The organism is Bacillus cereus group sp. N8, from assembly GCF_016483685.1.
In the GTDB taxonomy this organism is placed as follows: Bacteria; Bacillota; Bacilli; order Bacillales; family Bacillaceae_G; genus Bacillus_A; species Bacillus_A proteolyticus.
In genome coordinates, this window is the sequence record NZ_JAEHBK010000028.1 from 25,227 (window position 1) to 47,603 (window position 22,377).

The following is a 22,377-nucleotide window of genomic DNA, read 5'->3' on the forward strand; positions in this document are numbered from 1 at the left end:
ACGATAACTTTTCTTTTTTAGAAACTTACAAAAATATATTTTGTGCTATAATAATAATCGACTTTAAAAATATAAGTAATGTCTATGAGGATAGTTACTATTATATTGGAAGTATAGAGGTGAGGAATTAATAGAGAGTGATACTATATAGATCCTTATACTTAATCAGGTTAATAGTTTAGCGGAGAATAAAATTCAAGAAGTAAAGTAATGAAAGTGTAGTGACGAAAAAGAAAGAAGTGAAATGAGTGTGAAAGTAATAAGAAGGTTAGGGGCATGGCTATTAATTGCATGCGTTTTTATCATATTAATACCAAAAAGTGCATCTGCTCATGCGTATGTTGTAAAATCAAACCCTACGGAAAATGAAACATTAAAGAAAGCACCACCTGTTGTGAAAATTGAATTTGATGAGGATATACAAGTTTCACATTTTAATACATTGTTTGTAAGAGATTCCTCAGGTAAAAGGGTAGATTTAAAAGATGCTCATATAGATAAAAGTAATAAAAAATTATTAGAAGCTGGCTTAAAAGAGAATCTCAAAAATGGTCTCTATTCTATTCAGTGGAAAGCTATTTCAGCTGATGGACATCCAATTCAAGGAGTTATTCCGTTCCGTATTGGGTCAGCAGAAGCGGGAACAGATGATATAAAAGTAGAAGAGATGGGCTATGTTCCGAAAATCGATATGATTGTGGAACGCGGAATTTTATATACAAGTTTTTCTCTATTTATCGGTGTTCTATTATTTAATCTTATCCTTTATAAAGGAAGTGAAAGTCAAGTTCACTCAAGGAGTAAAAGAATAATATGGATATCATTAATTGGTATATTCATTAGCTTACTATTCAATCTACCATTGCAAGCGAAAATAAATGCTGATGTTTCGTGGTTAGAAGCATTTGATCCACTATTATTAAAAGAAACATTGCAACTATCTGTTTTTGGTTATGTATGGATCACTCAAATGGCTCTTATTAGTACGCTTATAATTGTTACATATTTTGCGGTGAAGCGTGAGAAGCTTTCATCGTTTAAAGTATGGAGCATTCCAATAGTACTGTTTATTGGGTTACTCGTTATGAAAGCCTTTAATAGTCACGCATTTGGTTTAAAGTTTAAAGACATTGCTGTCGTTATGGACTTTCTACATTTATTCGCAGCTTCGTTATGGATTGGCGGTCTATCATCGATTATTCTTCTTTTACGTAAAGAGGATGACAAGTGGACTATGTATTGGGATGCAATTAAGCGTTTTTCACCATGGGCAACAAGTGCTGTCATAGTACTTTTATTAACGGGTCTTTTTAACAGTACATTTTTTATTCCTACGATTCATTCCCTATTTGATACGAAGTATGGATTAGCATTATTAACAAAGATACTTTTATTCGTTTGTATGGGGATATTGGGAATTATTCATTATGTGAAAGGGAAAATGCGAGCGCAGCAAGGATTAGGAGTTACGGTGAGAGTAGAGTTTATCATTGGAGTTATCGTTTTCATAATCGTGGCCTTTATGACAAACGTACAAACACCGCCGATGCCTCCTACTGGACCTTTCACAGAGAGTAAACAATTAGATAATGGATATGAACTTACTCTAAATGTAAGTCCTAATAAGGTAGGACAAAATACATTCCATATTACTTTAAAGGATGAGAACGGACAGCCAGTTACTGATATGGAACAAATTATATTGACCACACAATCGTTAGATATGAATATGGGAAAAGGTTCATTTAAAGTTTCGGCAGTTTCACCAGGAGAATATGAAGCGGAAGGCATGTATATTAACATGACAGGAAACTGGAATATACAAGTTCATGGATTAACAAAATCTCTTGATAGCTTCGATATAGATTATAAATTTATTGTAGGTGGCAGATAAAGAGACGTTATAGATGAAAAGGAGTTAATAGAAAATGAAGCGTATAAAAAAAATAGGAACAACAATGATAGCAACAATAATTGCGATGGGAATTTTTTCGTTACCTGTTAGTGCTCATGTGACTGTAAAACCAGCAACTTCTGACGTGAGCTCTTGGGAGACTTATACAATAAAGGTACCTGTTGAAAAGAATATGGCAACAACAAAAGTCACACTGAAAATACCATCTGGAGTCGAGTTTCAACAGTATGAGCCAGTGCCAGGATGGAAAGTGGAAGAACAAAAAGATACAGTTGGAAAAGTTAAAACTGTAATATGGGAAGCAACAGGAGAGGGGATTGCACCTGGTCAGTTCCAACGATTTACTTTCGTTGCTAAAAACCCAGATAAAGAACAAAAAATAGCTTGGGATGCATATCAACAATATAAAGACGGAGAAATTGTTGAATGGACAGGCGACGAGAAAGCAGAGAAACCACATTCACTTACTGCAATTACAAAAGGTACGTCACTTACAGGAGAACATGGTGAAGTATCTAGTGTGGAGAAAAATGAAGGTACAAGTAATATGCAAACAATAGCAATTGTCTTATCCATTTTGGCAATTGTATCGTCAGTGAGTACTTGTATTTTTGTAGTACGTCGTAAAAAATAGGCAATATTAAAAGGTCTCATTGAAAGTAATGAGACCTTTGTTAATTAATATTAGAGATTAAGCAGCCCCGAGGGGGATGCGTGTTTGAAGTGTAAAAATTAAATAATTTCTTGTATCTTCTGTTCTTTACTTTTTAGAGATGCCCATAAGCGAACCAGCATTGTTTCAGGGTGGCGTGACAAGAAATTGGAGGAGAAATATTGGGAAATAAAAAATTGACATTCGTATTATTCATAATCTATGCATTAGCACTTATTTAGTTAGTTCTTTTTAAATTACAGTTTTCTTTTGATCAAATAGATAGGGTACGAGTAATTAATATGATTCCACTACTGACTGCAGCAACAATTTTTCGCTAACTCAAAAAGTCAATTCAAATCCCGTGTGCTCACTGAGATAGACTCCCTCACTTTCCTTGAGGAGGGAGTCTTCTTGGCTAAAAAGATAAAGGGGACAGATTTCCTGATGCCTTGCACTGTGTACATAAATTTCATCCGTAAGGGTGTTAAGTATCTTCGATATTCATTTACCATACAAAAAGCCCCACAAGCATAGCGCTTAATAAAGAAACAGCCATTCCACTAACAAGAAGCTTCCAAACATTCTTACCGATAATTGATGATTTTTCTTCGCCAAATAATGAATTGTAAGTTCCATAAATCATGCCCACTGTACTAAAGTTAGCAAAAGAGGCTAGAAATGTTGTTGCAACTGCAATAGTATGCGGATGTAACGAGTTTAGGTGTGATTTTAAATCCATCATTGCAACAAATTCATTCGTTGTTATTTTTATCCCCATTAACTCAGCAACATACATAGCATCACTGCCTGATACACCGAGTAAAAAAGCGAAGGGACTAAAGATAATAGAGAAGATTTTTTGAATTGTTAAACCTGTTACAAAAAAACTTAAAAACCCATTTAAACATGCTGTTAATGCTACATATCCAATTACCATGGCTAAAATAACAATAACCATATTCATCCCAACTAACATACTGTTTGAAATGGTAGAAAAGAAATCTTTTTTTTCATTTTTTGAAGGTGAATAAATAATATCTTCTTCTTTAGTGACTTCTATAGGATTTAAAACATTGGCTAAAATTAATGCGTTAATACAGTTTAAAGGAATGGCGCTGAAAATATATGTTGCTGGAACCATTGATAGATAAGCACCAAGAATAGAACCACTGACGCTACTCATACTCATAATTCCAAAAGTCAACAAACGATTTTCTTTTAAAACAGATAATTGATCACGAACAACTGCAAGTGCTTCCGTGTTTCCTAAAAACATCATTTGAATGGAAAAGAAGCTTTCTAACTTTGGTAAACGAGAAATCTTTGAAATGATTGCACCTACTTTATCGATAATCCAAGTTAAGATTCCAAAATAAGAAAGAATATCAAAAAAAGTGATAACAAAAATGATAGGAAGTAATGCGCTAAAGAAGAAGTCAATTGTTTGATTTTCCATAGCTGAAGGAAATGCAAATCGAATACCTTCATTCGCACATGATAGTAGCCAACTGAAAAATGACGCAATTTTATTAATTATGATACTACCCAATTTGGTACCTAACATAAACCATGTAATAAAAAGTTCCAATATTATTAGAATACTGATTGGTCTCCATTTTATTTTTCTTTTATTAGGCGAACATAGGAAAACGAATAATATTACAATGAAAATCCCTAAAATATTTAATATGAAATTCATGTCAACAACTCCTTGAGCTTTATTATTTGTATATAAAAAAGCTCTTATTCTTCATACTTTGGCTAATGAACAGAAGTATGAAGAAAAGGAGAGGAACAGAAAATTGATGGTCTATAAACATCCCAATACAACGAGAGAAATTATATCATTATTTGAATTTTTGTATTCTACGGGCTGCCGTATTGGAGAAGTCGTAAAACTGAATCGTGATGATATTAACTTCTCAACGAATCATTGTACATGGGAAAGGTGATAAAGAAAGGGAAGTATACTTTAATACTGGTTGCACTATTTGGTTAAAAAGGTATCTAGATGAAAGAGAGGATGAGGAGCCTTGTTTATTACGGGAAAAAGGCTCAAAAGACGTATAAGTATTGATAACTTAAGATTTATTATCAAACGTATACGTATATCAAATTGTACTGGGATTAAATAGAGTATTCATCCTCATCAATTACGTCACAGCTATGCTACATATATGATTAACAACGATGCGCCACTTGAAGTAATAAAAAGCTTACTTGGTCATGAGAAGAATGAAACCACGAGAATATTTGCTCAGCTGAGCGGAAAGTTGAGACGCAATTTTTATATTAAATATTTTTGAAAGCTACTGAAATTAATCTTTAATCAAAATCGAGGGATGCATATAAAAAGACGTATCTTTTTGAAGTGGACCATTTTGTTGGAAAATTAAATTCCTATTATTTTGTTGTGGTAAATAAGTAGAATAGGTCGCGAATATACTGTGGAGATGTTAAGGCTTTAATTAGGATAGGAGTGAATAAGCAAATATGATACAAACGATGAGCGTCCTTATTTCTGGTGCGAGCATTGCCGGCCCGGCACTCGCTTACTGGCTTCAACGCCACGGATTCGACGTGACTGTAATAGAACGTGCACCAGCATTGCGCACGGGTGGTTACGGGGTTGATATCCGTGGTGCAGCTATTACGGTGCTTAAGGGGATGGACATACTTGATCAAGTTCGTGCAGCTGACACGAACATGACTGGTGTTTATTTCGTGAACAGCAAGGGCAAGTTCGAAGGTAAAATAAGCGAAGCGAGTATGGGGAACCAGCAGGGTCTGGACATAGAAATCATGCGTGACGATCTTAGTAACATTTTGTACGATTTAACCAAGGATACGGTTGAATACATTTGGGGCGATTCGATTACCGCTATACATGAGACTGAAGCTGGTGTAGAAGTTCAATTTATTCATGGCAAGCCACAGAAATTTGACCTGGTCATCGGTGCGGACGGGCTCCATTCTAATGTGCGCACCTTAACTTTTGGCGACGAAGCACAGTTTAAACGTACCCTTGGCTGTTATATCTCAATTTTTAATCTCGAGAATTACCTTAACCTCGACCACCACCAGCTGCTTTATACGATACCAGGCAAAACAGTAGGTATGTATAGTGCTCGTGACAATACCGAAGCAAGGGGGATGTTCTTGTTCCAATCAGAGGCATTGAAGTACGACCGTTATGATATAGAATCTCAAAAGAAACTTGTAGAAAATGCCTTCTTAGGCCAGACAGGTTGGGAAACCTCGCATCTACTCAAGACCATGAGAGATGCGACAGACTTTTATTTTGACGAGATATGCCAGATTCACATGCCGACCTGGTCAAAGGGGCGGGTTACATTGGTAGGTGATGCAGCGTATGGCCCATCACCTTTATCCGGTCAAGGCTCTAGCCTGGCGCTTGTCGGGGCTTTTGTATTAGCTGGTGAACTCAAAGCTGCAGATGGCGACTTCGCCCGTGCATTTATTGCCTATGAACAAAAAATGAGAAAGTTTGTTGAGAAAAATCAAAAAATAGGATTAATGGCTGCCGGGAGTATGGTTGAAAAATCAAACTTCAAAATCTTTCTTCGCAACTTAATGTTGCGTATACCAACCATTATGGTTGTACAATTTAAGATGATTTCGAAAATGATAGCGAAAGCGGCTAACGGGATAGAGCTGAAAGATTATTGATAAGGATAGTTATAACAAAAGGTTGTTTTCGCATAAATTGTTGCTGTTGGATAGATAATATATAATATAGATAGGACAATCAACAGGAGGCATTTAAGACGATGTGGTCAGACGTATATGAGGATTTTTCCGAGCTTTCCAAAGAAGAACAATACAAGCTATTCAGGACAATTCAACAAGACCTGTTCCCTGAAAACTCTGAAGATATTTCCAAAATGGTTAATGATATTCGGGAAGCCCGTTTTCATTCAGGACTAGCTTGTGTTCATTGTGGAGGTTTGGCTGTAAAACGGAACGGTAAATACCGTTTACGTCAGCGTTACTTGTGCAGAGATTGCGGAAAATCATTCAACGAGATGACAGGTAGCCCAATGGCAGGAACACATCATCCTCATAAATGGCTGGACTACTTCAAGATGATGGTGGAAGGTTATACTTTACCGAAGATTGCTAGAGAGTTAGATATTCACATCAGTACAGCCTTCTACTGGCGACATAAAATCTTAAATGCAATCCGCTCACTTGGAAACGGCATCTTAAAAGGAATTGTAGAAAGTGACGAAACGTTTATTTTGGAGTCACATAAAGGCAAGAAGAATATTGGGTTTCGCAAACCACGCAAACGCGGCGGCGTGGCGGGGAAACGAGGTATTTCAAAGGAACAAATTTGTGTAGTAGTTGCATATGACAGGGACGGCGGAATCCTTTCTCAAATGGCAGGCAAAGGGCGTATCACGGCACACGAATTAAATGGAGTGTTAGGTAGTAATATCGACACTTCTGCTTTGTTATGTACAGATTCGGCAACGAATTATAAGACATTTGCCAAGATGAAGGGATTACAACACGAAGCAATTAACGTGCGAAAAGGAACATACGTTAGGAAAGGGATTTACCATATTCAACACGTTAATAGTTATCATAGACGTTTTAAGGAATGGATGAATCGTTTTCAAGGCGTTGCTACACGTTATTTAGACAATTATTTATTCTGGTATCGTTTCTTAGAACTGCACAAAAAGATGCCGAAGAAAGAAAAGGTGAAATATATGCTTCTTCAGACGTGTAGAAAGGTCAATTTTACGACTGTTGAAACATTCAGGACTGTCTAAGTATATCAATCCAGAAATGTGGGTGAATAAAATGGATTCCTATCCATCTGAACTTGATTTCATATCTTTATTTGAGTGTTTACCAAGAAAAAAAGACGAAAAAGAATTATTTGAATACGATGAAACCACTTTCGCATTCCAGATTAATAACAAGGCTTTTGAAGTAATGGTCTCTCCTTTCTACCATAGATTTTTACTTCTAGTAAGAACCATAGAAGATAATGAAACCATTGGTTATTACGACTTTAATACCGTTGATAGGATTGAGATAATTTCAAACAACAAAAACAATTCTTCTCTCCGCTTATTAATGGAAAATGACCGTGACCGATTTTTAACGCTTGTTGAAATCACATTTAAACCAAAGTTTAAGGTAATTATGAAAGAATTGTTTCGCTAAAGACAATTCTTTCATATATAAGCAACAATATTTAAGAAAAGAGCCTAAAAAAAAGAAAGAAAGAATTGAAGAAAATAAGTCAGTTAGTTAAAGTACAAGGTGTTTTCCTTGTACTTTTTTTGAAGAAAGGAAATGAGATGAAACAAGTACTACGTATATGGGCAGTTATCCTTATTATTAGTGTGATTTGTATTCGTTTTTTCTATACAAGTCCGTTTGCAGCAACTTGGGACGAAGTCGATTTTACACTTGCATTAAAGCAATATGACATATTGGCGATGCAGCCACATTTCCCGGGGTATCCTTTTTTTATTTTAGGGGGGATGATAACGCATGTTTTTATAGAAAATCCTGTGCAATCGTTAGGGATTTTTAATGCCATCATGGCACTCGGCTCAGCTTTTCCGATGTATTGGATTGCACGTTATTATGTAAGTAAAACGAGCGCTCTTATTGTTGTAGCTGTCTTACAAACGAGCGGATATTTCTCTCTTTTAGTAACGCAGCCTATGTCAGAAGGTGCAGCGTTAGCAATCGTATGGTGGTATATATGGAGTATAGAACGTGCCTTTCGTACAAAGTGTTTTCAAGCTCAATTCTGGCCAATTCTTTTCTTTGCGCTATTAATGGGTATACGGTTATCATATGCACCGTTTGGAATTGTACTTATTTTATTATTATGGCAACAATGGCATGAAGAAAAATGGCGATTTATAATCTTATTTTGTACAGCTGTCCTTTCGCAACTAGTTTGGATTAGTGCTCTTATTTGGAACATTGGTGGCGTCAGGGGGCTATGGGAAATTTCTTTTGGATTTGTAGAAGGCCATTTTACCGAATGGGGTGGAGCAGTTACAGATACGAGTGAACCACTTATTTCACGCCTCTATCGTTTACTTTCTGAAAACATCATCTTTGCAGGAATAGGTATCCACTCTTATTATTTAGTAGGTTTCTTTTTGTTCTTTTTGTTTCTGTTTGTTTTACAATGGAAAAACATACGTTTCTACCCAAAGGTTTTGATTGCTCTGGGGATTTTCTATTTTCTTTGGAATTTATTTGGACAAAACATCGATAAACCTCGTCACTCTTATCCAATTGTAGCGATGTTACTATGCGTACTTGCTATTTCATGGTTAAAAAGACATCGTGGCATTATATTGCTTTTGTTTGCAACTAGTCAACTTCTGGTGAGTATATCGCTCATGAAAGAACAACAAGTGGAGGTACCAGCAACATATCAACTCGCGTCATATTTGGAGGGGAAACAAGAGCCGTTTATTGTATACACTTGGGAAGAGACGAGGGTTATGGAATATTTACAAGTGCCGTATGAACATAAACGGTTTTACACATATTCATATTTTTTACAAGATAAAAAATATCATAAAAATGATAATATATACGTTACCAATCATCTTATTGAAGGGTTTCAAAAACAAGGGATTAATATAGAAGGACAAGTTGAAAAGGAAGCCGTCTTTTATTCGAATCCATTATTTGATCCTGTTTATCATAAAATAGTTTTATACAAATGGAAAAAGGATTCTGTTGTAAAGTAAGGTAATAAATATTGTTATACTTTCATTAAGTGTGTGGGTAGTATTTTCATATTCATCAACAGAAACAGGAAACATTATTGACATATTGTACTGGCTAGAGGGCCAGCAACATTGCCATCAAGTAAAAAAACATTCTTCTCAAAAATGAAAAAGCCATCCGAATTTAAATAAATAACTGTAGAGATACAAAATTTTCGTTTTGGGGATACTTCAAAATCTTAGCTTGATGGAGATGGAGGAGCCCTGATACGAAATACTCCTAACATATTCGTAATATCAAAAATATGTTAGGAGTATTGACATTAGATGTTGTTTCTAGCGTATCATCTTTGAAATGTTCACCTTTATTTTTTGTTTCTTGTAATTGATTTTGTGTTTCGTTATTCTTAGCGGGTGATGAATCATTAATGGAGCTACAACTAATTAATAGGTTTACTAACAAAACTACAGGTATGATCTTTGGCATCACACGGTCGCCTCTCTGTAGAAATACCTTTATATGTTATGTTTTAGAGTTTGATAGGAACATACTAAGGAACTTTTATTTATCTTCTATTTCCAATTGTTTTCTTATTCCCTCCGGTATGTCCTTTTCAGAGATAGCATCGTAAGAATAGACATACTTTCCTTTCACATGAATTTTTAAGTAAGTTTTTCTTATAAAGTCATTAGGAGTGTTCGTTCCTACTGTATTTTCTTTCTCATTCCTTAATTCATCAACACCTGTTAGTGAGTACATAGCTCTTCCTTTATGATGGTAATCTGGAACGCCATATCCCTTCGCAACGGCATATATATTTTTTTCTTCAGCAATCGGATTAAATCTATCCAAATCCCCGCGTAATATGAAAGGTAGTAAGTATATAGGAAGGCTTATTCCTATTATGCAAATTACAAATTTCTTCATGAGTATTTCTCCTTTTGTCTATTTACATTTTTGAGTATAGAAAAAAATTCTTATGAATATAGAGGGGAATTTCTTAAGGTTTTCTTAATAAAGTTTAACCGTGTGAAAAAAGATTAACTTGAGTATTCGACAGGGTGTAGATTCTGAGGTGACGATTAAGAGTGAAGCTTCCACACTGGCCCCTGTACCTAATCATGCTGAAAGTGAAGATTTAACAAAGGTAAGTTTTATAGACTTAGACTTTGCATACTACATGGGAAATGAAGCACATCAATCTGACGCTTCATTTCTTCCTCCATTTGACGAAGAAATAGAAAATTATTATGAAAGCGAACGGTTTAAACAACAAATATTTGGTTGCATTGCAAAGGATTATAAAGAAAATGTCGTGTTACCTTTAATTGTTACCGGGCTTCCCGTTACTTGTTTTGGTAGTCAGCATGAGCAATTACAACGTGCACTAAAAAAAGAAACTTCCGTGCAAATTGATGGGAAATTTATTAATATTACGGTGGAAAATGCTTTGATTCTTCAGCAACCGGTCGCTTTACATGCCTATTTCTTAAAAGAGGGAATCATTCAGGAACGAGAGCGTATCTTAATTATTGATGGTGGATTTCGTACATTAGAAATGACAGATATGAAACAGAATATCATTTTAAATCATTATGAGACAGAACTAGGATGTAGCAAGCCTTTGAAAAATATTAAGAATATCCTGCAGAATCATGCGGGTGAAAGTAATCACTTGCATATTAACGACATGCCGAAAATCTTAGAAAAAGGATATGGAGGTCGAGAAGAAAATCCTCAGACAAGTCAGGTTGATACTTTGATTCAAAAAGAGTTGGACGCACACTTCCAAGACGTTATGCGTGTATTACAAGAACAATTTAAGTTAGACCAGTATGACACTATTATTTGGACAGGAGGAATAGTAGATATCCACAAAAAACGAATTGAAAAAATACAAGGTGAAATTTCTTCTTTCCGTATGGTAGACGCTTCGAAAGAGGCTGCACTTCATGGATACTATATTATTGGAAGTCAAGTATTTGACGACATCACCAATCAATCTGCATATGAATCCAAATTATAATAACGACCGAAATGGAGTTCGTTGAATAGACGTGCCAAATTATGTAGCTTCTTTTCCACATATAATAAATTCTTTATAAGAAAAGATAAAAAATGCTTGTATAGAGGAAATGTTTAAAATTGAGAATAAAAATAGCTAATATATAGGGGGTCTTCCTTTTAACATAATAAGACCTCCTATGCCATTTATTTTGTAATTTAGTTGATCTAAAAACTTTTCCTCCAAGACATGAATACCTACTTACAAATTTCATATTACGGATATTATTCGATCAAACATAAAACTATTCAGAAAGGAAGAATAATATGGAATGCATAAAAATGCCAAAATGGAGTTGGTATCATGTGAAAACTAGTGAGCTTGAAAAACTTTCTTCTATAATCCCTCTTGATGTAACATCTTATTTCTCTCAATTTGTAAAGAAAATAAGTTCTCCCTGTGAAAATGGATTATATGTTTATACGTTATCACCAAGTCAAACTTGTGTATATGGTTCGTTTTTATATGACCAAGATAAAAAGGACGCCAAAATTCAAAAATTTCTTCAGTATTTCGTAGCTCATGAAATACTGATAACGGTCCAGGAAAAAGAGGAAGAGGATTTCCGAAAATTAATACATAATTTCCCTATAGGTACAAAAAATTGTAATAGTTCCGCTGAAGGATTATGTGCTATCTTATCAATGTTTATATCTCACTATTTGCGAGAGGTTGACTATTTTGAAAACCATTTTAGAAATGTATTATGGGATTTTTATCATCATAATAACATAGCAGTTTTAGAAAAGATTTATCATATTCGTCATGAATTATTTATGAACACACATGTGTTTCGCTTAATACAAGAAGTGTTACAAGGCTTGGAGGAAGCTTGGTTAGAAAATATAACAAAAACTCTTTGTTATAAACAAACATACTTGAAATTAGAGCGTGGATTACAACTCGTTAAAGAGTACCAAGAAGAATTAGATACGATGATTCATTTACAAGAAGTTGTTTCTTCACATCGTGGGAATAAGATTATGAAAGCTCTTACTGTATTAACTGCTGTAAGTACGCCTTTGACGGCCTTAGGAGCATTGTGGGGGATGAATTTTAAATATATGCCTGAACTAGAATGGAAATATAGCTATTTAATTGCTCTCTTATTTATTATTTTCACAACAGGAGGTATGTATATGCGATTCAAAGGATGGACAGGTGATTTATTACGAGTAAAGAAAAAGAAATCTTTTTTTAAATCCAATTAATCCTGTTTATAAAAAATATGATAGATATTAACCTAGATATATGGTGAGTAATATTTATTAATTGAGGTAGTATCATATCCCCATCAAGTTAAAGTTTTGATGTCCCCGCAATGATAAAAATGGTGAATATTTATATGAAAGATTAGAGCTCTTCTTCTTGTAGGAGGGCTCTAATCTTTGTTTAAAAACTATATCATACAAATGGGCAGACTCATTATCTGAAATTTGTCCCGATTCAATTTAGAATACGACAAAAGAGAACTTGTGTTAGAAAACAAGCTCTCTTTAAAAGAAATAACGTAATTGAGATACTTATATAGTAACAATTGTTTTCTTCTAATTCCATATGTCTTATGTTGAGAAATAAATTATAAGTGGCTTGATAAAGCTAAAATGAATGATTGACATAATATTTTGACGATAATATAATGAATCTCGAATTCAAGATAAGTTGTAAAGGATTGGTAATTACGAGCGTGATTAACGATGAGAGCTTATCTTTAAAGTTATTTGTTATATTATGAAAGGAATTGCAGTCAATCACTAAACGTATTGAAAAGGATATAAAAATTTATGGACTTAATCCAACAGAATTTACAGTGCTTAAGCTACTATACAGTAAAGCCGATCAGCCTATACAAAAACTTGAAGACAAAACATTACTTGCAAGTAGTAGTATCACGTATGTAGTGGATAGGTTGGAAAAGAAGAGGTGAAAACCATGTCCTAAAGACTGCCGTGTCACGTATGCGTCAATTACTTCAGAAGGTATTGAATCGATGGATATTATTTTTCCTCAGCATAAAGAGGGGATTCGGCAAATATTTGGTAGTTTGGACTATATTGAGAAAAAATGATAATGAAACAGTTGAAAAAGTTAGGATATTACGCACAGAAATTGTAAGTTTGTAGAGGCTATTTCTGTTTAGTAATATCCTAATTAAATATAAATTAAATAAATAGGAGGAAAAATTAATAAGTGGTAGTAAATGTATTATAATACAAAATGAATAAATCATATAAATTCAATTAGTACAGTAGGGAATAAAGTTGTTATGTTAACGTATACATAGCGTCCTTTTCATTATAAATCTTTCATAAAGCGGAGAGTGGGTATCAAGAATGGAATTACGTCATTTAGAGTATTTTATTCAAGTTTGTAATAATAATAGTTTTACTAAAGCTGCGGAAGTTCTAGGTATTTCACAGCCGACTTTAAGCCAACAAATCCGTGTGTTAGAAGGTGAACTTGATACACCCTTGTTTCATCGAGTTGGAAGAGGTATCAAAATGACAGAAGCGGGTAAGCTGCTATTTGATAAAGGAAAATTTATCATGCAACAATTTGATGACGTTTATAATGAAATTTTTGAATTAAAGGGGGTAAAAAGAGGTGTAATTACTATAGGAGGTTTATTAGAGGATCTCACTTATTTAACACCTTATATTATGAAGTTTCAACAACATTATCCTAACATCGTAGTAAAAATCATAGAATCCGAAGTTGCTGTAAATCAAATCGTTGATAAAAATATTGATATAGGCATCACGCGTAGTGCTCAAATTCCAGATACATTAACAAGCACCCTTTTGTATAGCGAAGAGCTTGTCCTTGTCATTCCAAAAAATCATCCTTTGAATGAAACATCATTTGTTTCTTTTCGAGAATTAGTAGGACTCAGTAGAATAATGGTTTCATGTAGTTGTCGTGAATCTATTAAAATATATTGTGAGAGTTTAGGGTTATCTTTATCTGAAGCAAATATAGAAACAAAATCTTCTATTTCTCTATTGAGCCTTGTATACAATGGACATGGGGTTGCTATAATACCTCTTTCACTAGTTGACTTTGTTAATAATGATACCTTGAGCATAGTTCGTATTATTGATCCGACACCAAGTCAAAATATTAATCTTATTCACTTTGATGATAAATTTTTAAGTTTTGCAGCACGTATCTTTATGCAGAAGTTAAATGAACCTGAAAAAGTATTATTATAATAGAAATAATAATGATTATAGTGTGAGAGTTAAACATGATACATAATTCTTAGGATAAGACCTAAATTACAGTCAAAGGGCAAGTAGATTTATATGTGTGGTGTAGTCGCTTCAAAAGGGAATACCATGGACTTTTATTTAAGGGAAAAGGGCAGACTTTGCAAGGAGAGAAGGCTGTTAAAAACAAGTCAAGTTAATCAATTAACTCTTCGGTCTTATCGCATTGTAATAGATTCCATTAGGTATATACTGCTATTTCTTTCTACATATCCTTATTGTATAAAGAAAACCACCGGCATTATACCGGTGGTTTTGACTTAGAAAGCAAAGCAGGTACAACCAATACCCCATTTAGTTCCATCTTTTCCTATTACAGTATGAGTGTGTTGATGGAGAGGGTTACTGCAACTATGTAGCTTGTGATCATGGGCATCGTGAGAAAGTATAGTGTGGGCTAGGTTAGAACCACCATAACCATAAACTCCCGTCGGTGACCAATCAGGTGATGCTGGTGGCAATTCAGGTGATAAAATTTTAAATTCATCATTTCCATAAACAACCTGCCCACCCATAATGGTGAGTAATGATTCAAGGTTCTTGATTTCTTCTTCTGGCACAGTAAAGTAGTCAGCAGACAATACAGCAATATCAGCAAACTGACCTACTACAAGGGTTCCCTTTTTACCTTCATCACCAGAGAACCACGCACTTCCTTTTGAATATAATTCCAGGGCTACTTTTCTATCAAGTTTATTTTTTTCATCGTATATTGAAAGCCCACCAATGGTTTTTCCGGCAACCATCCAGTAAAGAGCGACCCAAGGGTTATAACTGGAAACCCTAGTTGCATCACTACCTGCGCCAACAGGTATACCTAGGTCTAACATACGATAAATCGGAGGAGTACGCTTTGCAGCTTCCTTTCCGTATAAATCAACAAAGTATTCACCTTGAAAAGCCATGCGGTCTTGGATAGCAATACCGCCATTTAAAGCCTTAACACGTTCCATACTACGATCTGAGATTGTTTCTGCATGGTCAAACCACCATCGTAGACCATTAAAAGGAATTTCTTTGTTGACTTCCTCAAATACATTTAAGAATCGTGTGATTGACTCGTCATAAGTTGCATGTAAACGGAATGGCCAACGGTTTTCCACCAATAAAGAAATTACTTTCTTTAAGTCAGCTTCCATCATCGTAGCTAGTTCGGGCTGTGGCATTTGAAATTTTTCAAAATCGGCTGCCGAGAATACTAACATTTCTCCGGCACCATTCATTTTATACTTATCATTTCCTTGACCTGGAGAAACAATTTTTGCCCATGAAGCAAAGTCTTCATATTCATGATTAGGATTTTGCGTAAATAGATTATAAGCAATACGCAAAGTTAATTGTTCCTTCTCGGCTAAATATTCAACAACTTTGTAGTCATCAGGATAATTTTGGAAACCGCCACCTGCGTCAATGGCACTTGTAATACCTAATCGATTTAATTCGCGCATAAAATGGCGAGTTGAGTTAATCTGGTCTTCAAAATTAAGTACTGGGGCTTTACCCAAACTTGAATAAAGAATAGAAGCGTTAGGGTTGGCAATTAAAAGGCCCGTTGGGTTACCTCGTTTATCCCGTTCAATTAAACAACCTGGAGGGTCTGGGGTATCCTTTGTGTATCCCAGTGCACGCAGCCCTGCACGATTTACAAGTGCTCTATCGTAAAGATGTAGCACAAAGACAGGTGTGTCTTCAGAAACAGCATTAATCTCTTCCAAAGTTGGCATCCGTCTCTCTTTAAATTGAAATTCAGACCAACCTCCAACTACTCTTACCCACTGAGGAGCAGGTGTACGCCTTGCCTGCTCTTTGAGCATTTCAAGAGCAATGGCAATTGAAGGCACACCTTCCCATCGTAATTCCATATTATAATGAAGACCGCCACGAATAACGTGTATATGAGAGTCATTCAGGCCTGGAATAGCTCTTTTTCTTTTAAGGTCTATTTTTTTTGTTTTTTCTGTGGCGCTATCAAGAAGCTCATCTCCACCTACTGCAGTTATTAAACCATCAGTTATGGCGATAGCAGATACCTCAGGCTGAGAAGGGTCAAGGGTAGTAATTTTTCCGTTATATAAGATCATATCCGGTAAATTCATATTCACACCTCGTCTACTTTCTATTATTTTGTAACCATGGATGAAATAATTTACCGAAAATCGGCATAACTACCCATGATAGCAAGGACACTATACATACAGAAACAAAAAAAGCGGACATAATAGGATTCATATGTTTTATAATAGGTCCTATCAATTTAGGAACTAACATGCTAAGAGGCCATACACCCAGAAGGGTAACGATAGACATTTTCCATTTTTGCGGTGGAACTGGCGTTTTCGGAGTAACAAACCAATAAGCCAAACTGCTTTCAGTTTTGTAACTTGGATTAGTAACTTGAAATTGTTCTGCCGTTTTTAACAAATCTCGGCGAACATCTGATTCTTGCCAAGCACGTAGATGCTCATATGTATCAAAGCGAAAAATAACAGTATACTCTCTGAATCCGTTATTTGGGACTATTAGATTTACACCTAAATGCCCTGGGAATTTAGTAGCGGCAGCTTCGATTTCATGTCTCCATGTTTCAAACTGTTTTTCTTTACCTTGTTGAATTTCCCATGTAACAATCGTTGTTACTGGATCGGCAGCATCCATCGTGTTCCCTGTATAAGTCTCTTCGGCAGCTACGCCTTCTTGTTTCATATTTTCCTGCTTGGAAGCGCGCCATGCACCATAGTATATGCGTATTCTACACCTTGACCATAAGCACCAGTGTGTTCCTTTACAATCTCCATTACAGCATCATAAGTGTCTTTGTGTGCCCAGTCACGTTGGTATTCAAGTAAAACTTGAATTGCTGTCACTGGAATTGCACCAGCTTGTTCTACACGACGCATAGCAGCGTTATGTGCTGTCAAACTAGTACCACCTGAAGCATCATCAACTGCATACACCTCATAGCCAGCTTTAATTGCTTCAAGCACAGGGAATGCAAGGCAAACTTCAGTCCAAAGTGCTGCAAATATTAATTTCTTTCTACCGGTTGCTTTAACTGCTTCAACAAATTTTGGATCTTCCCAAGAGTTCATTGAACTGCGTTCTATAATTTCATGGTTTGGGAATATGTCAAGAATTTGTGGCCAAAAATAACCAGAAAAGCTGCGTGTCTCAACTGTAGTAAGAATAGTAGGTACGTTAAAAGTTTTTGCTGATTTAGCAAGCAACATAACGTTATTAATCAATGTTTGTCTATCAATACTTGCAACTCCAAAAGTCATTTGAGGCTGAAAATCAATTAAAATTAAGGCACTGTTCTCCGGATTTAACAATTCTAAATTACTCATAATAAAACGCTCCTTTTTTAATTGTTTAAAATTATTTATTGAAAGTAATGTATATTCTGTCAATTAAAGCTCTGCTATACTTTTTAATTTAAAATTTAGTGCTGATTTAATCAGCACTAAATTTATACTATTTACTTTAAAAAAATTGATTTAAAGCTATTTCCTTGGAATACATTTATGCATTTTGTTTACTAAGATCTCGTTGAGCTCCTAAATAGCTTCCAATTATATTTTGATAGCCTGGAAGATTACTAGCAAGCAAATTGCCAAAACCTTCGACATCGTTCCGCCAATCGCGTTGTAATTCGCAAGCTACGCTAAACCAGTTCATAAGTTGTACACCATTATGTGCCATACGCGTATTGGCAGCATCTGCAACTTGTTTGCTGAAAGTTCCTGAAGCATCAGTGACAGCAAATACTTCATATCCAGCTTTTATAGCGGAAAGTGCCGGGAAGGCAACACAAACGTCCGTAACTACGCCGGCGATGATAAGTTGCTTTTTTCCAGTTTCTTCGATTGCTTTTACAAAATCATTATTATCCCATGCGTTAATTTGTCCAGGTCGAGCTATTTTTTGTGCGTGAGGAAAGAAATCAACCAATTCTTGCATTAAAGGTCCGTTAGGTCCGTTTTCAAAGCTTGTTGTTAAAATAACTGGTAAATCAAAAAACTTAGCAGTGTGAGCAAGAGCTAAAACATTGTTTTTGAATTCATCAACACCATAGTCACGTACTAGTCCGGACATAAGACCAGTTTGATGATCTACTAAAAGCACGACAGCATCATCTTTGTTAATACGAGAATAGAGATCAGTCATTATGTATTCCTCCTAAAAATTAAGTAATCGAAGAAAGTTTAAACAGTGGAATATTATCCTGATTTTCTTCGTTTGTTACGATTAGTTTGTAACTAAACTGACCGTTAATATGAGTTATAGCAGCATTCACGGAACATGAAGCGCTATACAAATTTATAGTATTTGAAAACTAATTGGTTAATCAATTCTAAATTATCTATAATTTGTATAGGTCGTAACTATAGTTGTTTTCACTATAAAATTGATTGATTTTACCTATACATTCTATAGATAGAACGATATTGATAGTCACCTATTTTTGTTATTAGAATTGAATAGGAGGAATGTTCAGCAAATACTTCGTGATGAAAAAGGTATGAGATGGGGAATTGTTCCTTAAACAGAAAATGAATTCATCGGAACAGTAGAGTTTCATACATAGAGTTCACAATATAAATGTGCATAAATAGGTTATGAGATTCATTCGGATTATTGAAGAAAAGGATATATATATATTAAAGGAGGTAGGAGAATGGCAAAAATTACTGTAGGAATCGAAAATCAAGCACCAATTGAGATATATTATGAGGATTATGGTATAGGGAAACCAGTTGTACTAATTCATGGTTGGCCGTTAAGTGGTCGATCTTGGGAATACCAAGTTCCCGCTCTTGTTGAGGCTGGATACAGAGTTATAACATATGATCGTCGAGGTTTTGGAAAATCATCTCAGCCGTGGGAAGGGTATGAATATGATACCTTTACTTCTGATTTACATCAACTATTAGAACAGTTAGAGCTTCAAAATGTCACACTTGTTGGTTTTTCTATGGGTGGAGGCGAGGTAGCCCGGTATATTGGAAAATATGGAACCAATAGAGTAGAGAAGGTTGTATTTGCAGGAGCTGTACCACCATACCTTTACAAGTCAGCAGATCATCCTGAGGGTGTATTAGATGATGTAGCAATTCAAGAATTTGAAAATGGAGTAAAAAGTGATCGCCTAGCATTCCTTGATGAGTTTACGAAAGGATTTTTTGCTGCTGGAGATCGAACTGACTTAGTTAGTGAACCATTTCGACTTTACAATAGGGATATCGCTGCGGGTGCATCACCTAAAGGAACACTAGATTGTATCGCTGCTTTCAGCAAAACAGACTTCAGAAGCGATTTAGCCAAGATTAATATACCTACCCTTGTTATTCATGGTGATTCAGATGCAACTGTACCATATGAATATAGTGGGAAATTAACACATGAAGCAATTCCTAATTCTAAAGTAGCCTTAATAGAGGGTGGTCCACATGGGCTAAATGCAACGCATGCTAAAGAATTTAATGAAGCACTCCTATTATTTTTAAAGGACTGATTACAACTATATAATTGTTAATTGATAAATTATAAATAAGTTGCAATTTTATCATATTTTTCTAATAAATGGAAATACCTAAAGGTGAATAATTTTGAGGAGGTTTTCAATTATGGCAGAAAACCAGGACATGAATTCTCTAGATGAACAAGACGTGAAACGTGAAACATTGACAACACGACAGGGGCACCCTGTGAAGGATAATCAAAACATCCGAACAATTGGGAATCGTGGTCCAGCAACACTTGAAAATTATCATTTCATCGAAAAAATTTCTCATTTTGATCGAGAAGAGGTTCCGGAACGTGTAGTACATGCGCGAGGAGCTGGAGCATTTGGGTATTTTGAAACCTATGGAAAAGTTGGAGATGAGCCGGCAGAAAAATATACTCGTGCGAAAGTATTTTCAGGGGCTGGTAAAAAAACACCGTTAATGGTTCGTTTTTCTACAGTAGCTGGAGCCAAGGGCTCACCAGAAGCAGCAAGGGATCCACGAGGTTTTGCAGTGAAAATGTATACGGAAGATGGTAACTGGGATTTAGTAGGGAATAATTTGAAGATTTTCTTTATTCGTGATGCGATGAAGTTCCCAGATATGATTCACGCATTTAAGGTTGATCCGGTTTCGAACGTGCCAAATCCTCAGCGGATGTTTGACTTTGTTTCTCGTACCCCAGAGGCAACACATATGATTACATTTTTATTTTCTCCATGGGGTATTCCAGCAACATATCGCCATATGCAGGGATCTGGTGTGAACACTTATAAATGGGTAAATGAAAAAGGCGAAGCTGTATTGGTGAAATATCATTGGGAGCCAAAGCAGGGAATTCGAAATTTAACACAAGAAGATGCAAACAGTATTCAAGCAATGAATGTTAGTCATGCAACACAAGATTTATATGAAGCAATTGAGCGCAAAGATTATCCAGAGTGGGAGCTATTTGTACAAATTATGGAGGATGGTTATCATCCAGAACTCGATTTTGATCCTCTTGATGATACGAAGCTTTGGCCAGAGGAGCAGTTCCCCTGGTTACCAGTAGGACGTATGGTTCTTGATCGTAATCCAGTTGATTACCATTCAGAGATTGAACAAGCTGCTTTTGGTACAGGAGTACTTGTTGATGGCATGGACTTCTCAGATGATAAAATGCTACAAGGTCGTACTTTCTCTTATTCAGATACTCAACGTTATCGCGTTGGTGCAAACTATCTGCAATTACCTGTAAATGCACCTAAAGCGCCTGTTCGTACAAATCAACATCGTGGTCAAATGGATATGCGTAATCCGAAAGAGTCTGGAGAAAATCCGCATATTAACTATGAGCCATCTATGCTGGGTGGCTATAAAGATGCAAAACAAGAAAAGCATCATCCACATCAACCAACTTACAATGCGGCTGCTATGAGCGCACCAATCGATCGTCCTAATAATTATGGTCAAGCAGGTCACACATATCGTAGTTTTGAGGAGTGGGAACGAAATGAGTTGGTTAAAAATCTATCTGAAGCACTTGCAGTATGTGACAAAAGAATTCAGAATGCGATGATTGAACACTTCACACAAGCTGATGAGGATTATGGCCGTCGTGTTAAAGAAGGTATTGAAAAGAAAATGAAAGAAGCTAAAACGGAAAACAAACTTCCGGGCCGCGAAGTAAGTAAATCAAAATATGGTCAAGGTTCATTAGCTGCAAACGAAGCAACAAAAGATGCAGTAAAGAAAAGCCATGAATCAGATCCTTATTAATTAGACGTAAGCACAATAGAATATACTTAGAGGTGCTGTAAAAATGATTAGGCAACCTTTCATACGATTACTAAAGTAATTTTATTTAAAAATATGAGAGGTACTAAATATCATAAGATAGTTGATAAACAAGTAAAAAATAAAGCTTTATAAAAGATGCTCTTGGATAAATCCAGGAGCATCTTTTTAAATGGTGATATTGAGATGTTAGGTTGATAAATCTCCATTAATTTTGGATTGAATATTCTTCTTAACAGCTAAAATGTATTGATTAGAATTTTTTAGATTTCTTAGAAGTATTGTTATATTACTATCAAGATAATATTTTGAATAATCCTCAAAACAAAGAAATGTACATTTTTTTGAGGAAGAAATATCTTGTCAGAAAACAATGGGATTTTATTAATTTTTATAATTGGTAGAATTTTTATAGAAATAATTCTCTTAATATATTAAAATAACAT

General features: G+C 35.3%; 17 protein-coding genes and 3 pseudogenes. 13 read left to right on the forward strand and 7 right to left on the reverse strand.

The window, feature by feature from the left end:
• Nucleotides 1-244 precede the first annotated feature (244 nt).
• Complete coding sequence (locus JDS80_RS25070) at nucleotides 245-1,894, forward strand: copper resistance CopC/CopD family protein (RefSeq protein ID WP_199640218.1); 1,650 nt, start codon at nucleotides 245-247, stop codon at nucleotides 1,892-1,894.
• A 34-nt stretch (nucleotides 1,895-1,928) separates the two neighbouring features.
• Complete coding sequence (locus tag JDS80_RS25075) at nucleotides 1,929-2,549, forward strand: YcnI family copper-binding membrane protein (protein ID WP_199640219.1); 621 nt, start codon at nucleotides 1,929-1,931, stop codon at nucleotides 2,547-2,549.
• A 526-nt stretch (nucleotides 2,550-3,075) separates the two neighbouring features.
• Here the strand turns inward: JDS80_RS25075 and JDS80_RS25080 are convergent.
• Nucleotides 3,076-4,269: a NupC/NupG family nucleoside CNT transporter gene (locus tag JDS80_RS25080; RefSeq protein ID WP_199640220.1), complete on the reverse strand. Its 1,194-nt coding sequence runs from the start codon at nucleotides 4,267-4,269 to the stop codon at nucleotides 3,076-3,078.
• Nucleotides 4,270-4,414: 145 nt separating this feature from the next.
• Here JDS80_RS25080 and JDS80_RS31645 point away from each other — a divergent pair.
• From JDS80_RS31645 to JDS80_RS25105, 5 genes and pseudogenes are all read left to right on the forward strand, one after another.
• Nucleotides 4,415-4,876 (forward strand): annotated as a pseudogene (locus tag JDS80_RS31645) (tyrosine-type recombinase/integrase); the annotation flags it as partial.
• Between the two features lie 187 nt (nucleotides 4,877-5,063).
• Complete coding sequence (locus JDS80_RS25090; protein ID WP_199640221.1) at nucleotides 5,064-6,260, forward strand: FAD-dependent monooxygenase; 1,197 nt, start codon at nucleotides 5,064-5,066, stop codon at nucleotides 6,258-6,260.
• 101 nt (nucleotides 6,261-6,361) lie between these two features.
• Entirely contained in the window at nucleotides 6,362-7,372 is a 1,011-nt protein-coding gene (locus tag JDS80_RS25095; RefSeq protein ID WP_199640222.1) for an IS1595 family transposase, read from the forward strand.
• A 31-nt stretch (nucleotides 7,373-7,403) separates the two neighbouring features.
• Nucleotides 7,404-7,772 (forward strand): hypothetical protein, encoded by a 369-nt coding sequence (locus tag JDS80_RS25100; RefSeq protein ID WP_199640223.1) that lies wholly within the window; start codon nucleotides 7,404-7,406, stop codon nucleotides 7,770-7,772.
• A gap of 137 nt (nucleotides 7,773-7,909) precedes the next feature.
• Entirely contained in the window at nucleotides 7,910-9,334 is a 1,425-nt protein-coding gene (locus tag JDS80_RS25105; protein ID WP_199640224.1) for a hypothetical protein, read from the forward strand.
• Nucleotides 9,335-9,611: 277 nt separating this feature from the next.
• Here JDS80_RS25105 and JDS80_RS32385 read toward each other — a convergent pair.
• Nucleotides 9,612-9,800, reverse strand: a pseudogene (locus tag JDS80_RS32385) (PCYCGC motif-containing (lipo)protein); the annotation flags it as partial.
• A gap of 75 nt (nucleotides 9,801-9,875) precedes the next feature.
• Nucleotides 9,876-10,241 carry a YxeA family protein gene (locus tag JDS80_RS25110; RefSeq protein WP_199640225.1) on the reverse strand — a complete coding sequence of 122 codons (366 nt, stop codon included), beginning with the start codon at nucleotides 10,239-10,241 and terminating at the stop codon, nucleotides 9,876-9,878.
• A gap of 118 nt (nucleotides 10,242-10,359) precedes the next feature.
• On the opposite strand from JDS80_RS25110, the gene JDS80_RS25115 reads away from it, so the two are divergent.
• The 4 genes and pseudogenes from JDS80_RS25115 to JDS80_RS25130 all read left to right on the forward strand — a co-directional run bounded on the left by JDS80_RS25115 (nucleotide 10,360) and on the right by JDS80_RS25130 (nucleotide 14,591).
• Entirely contained in the window at nucleotides 10,360-11,340 is a 981-nt protein-coding gene (locus tag JDS80_RS25115) for a ParM/StbA family protein (protein WP_206774676.1), read from the forward strand.
• A gap of 305 nt (nucleotides 11,341-11,645) precedes the next feature.
• On the forward strand, nucleotides 11,646-12,590 hold the full coding sequence (locus JDS80_RS25120; RefSeq protein WP_199640226.1) for a magnesium transporter CorA family protein: 945 nt from the start codon (nucleotides 11,646-11,648) through the stop codon (nucleotides 12,588-12,590).
• A gap of 530 nt (nucleotides 12,591-13,120) precedes the next feature.
• Nucleotides 13,121-13,494 (forward strand): annotated as a pseudogene (locus JDS80_RS32150) (MarR family winged helix-turn-helix transcriptional regulator).
• Nucleotides 13,495-13,712: 218 nt separating this feature from the next.
• Nucleotides 13,713-14,591 (forward strand): LysR family transcriptional regulator, encoded by an 879-nt coding sequence (locus JDS80_RS25130; protein ID WP_199640227.1) that lies wholly within the window; start codon nucleotides 13,713-13,715, stop codon nucleotides 14,589-14,591.
• Nucleotides 14,592-14,908: 317 nt separating this feature from the next.
• Here JDS80_RS25130 and JDS80_RS25135 read toward each other — a convergent pair whose 3' ends face one another.
• From JDS80_RS25135 to ycaC, 4 genes are all read right to left on the reverse strand, one after another.
• Complete coding sequence (locus tag JDS80_RS25135; protein ID WP_199640228.1) at nucleotides 14,909-16,744, reverse strand: amidohydrolase; 1,836 nt, start codon at nucleotides 16,742-16,744, stop codon at nucleotides 14,909-14,911.
• Between the two features lie 13 nt (nucleotides 16,745-16,757).
• Nucleotides 16,758-17,351 carry an antibiotic biosynthesis monooxygenase gene (locus tag JDS80_RS25140; RefSeq protein ID WP_199640229.1) on the reverse strand — a complete coding sequence of 198 codons (594 nt, stop codon included), beginning with the start codon at nucleotides 17,349-17,351 and terminating at the stop codon, nucleotides 16,758-16,760.
• Nucleotides 17,348-17,992: a hydrolase gene (locus JDS80_RS25145; RefSeq protein WP_000067162.1), complete on the reverse strand. Its 645-nt coding sequence runs from the start codon at nucleotides 17,990-17,992 to the stop codon at nucleotides 17,348-17,350. The genes JDS80_RS25140 and JDS80_RS25145 overlap by 4 nt, the downstream gene beginning before the upstream one ends.
• A gap of 175 nt (nucleotides 17,993-18,167) precedes the next feature.
• Nucleotides 18,168-18,812 carry an isochorismate family cysteine hydrolase YcaC gene (ycaC, locus tag JDS80_RS25150; protein WP_199640230.1) on the reverse strand — a complete coding sequence of 215 codons (645 nt, stop codon included), beginning with the start codon at nucleotides 18,810-18,812 and terminating at the stop codon, nucleotides 18,168-18,170.
• Between the two features lie 511 nt (nucleotides 18,813-19,323).
• On the opposite strand from ycaC, the gene JDS80_RS25155 reads away from it, so the two are divergent.
• Together JDS80_RS25155 and JDS80_RS25160 are read left to right on the forward strand one after the other, a co-directional pair.
• Entirely contained in the window at nucleotides 19,324-20,160 is an 837-nt protein-coding gene (locus tag JDS80_RS25155) for an alpha/beta fold hydrolase (RefSeq protein WP_199640231.1), read from the forward strand.
• Nucleotides 20,161-20,272: 112 nt separating this feature from the next.
• Nucleotides 20,273-21,913: a catalase gene (locus tag JDS80_RS25160; RefSeq protein WP_199640232.1), complete on the forward strand. Its 1,641-nt coding sequence runs from the start codon at nucleotides 20,273-20,275 to the stop codon at nucleotides 21,911-21,913.
• Nucleotides 21,914-22,377 lie beyond the last annotated feature (464 nt).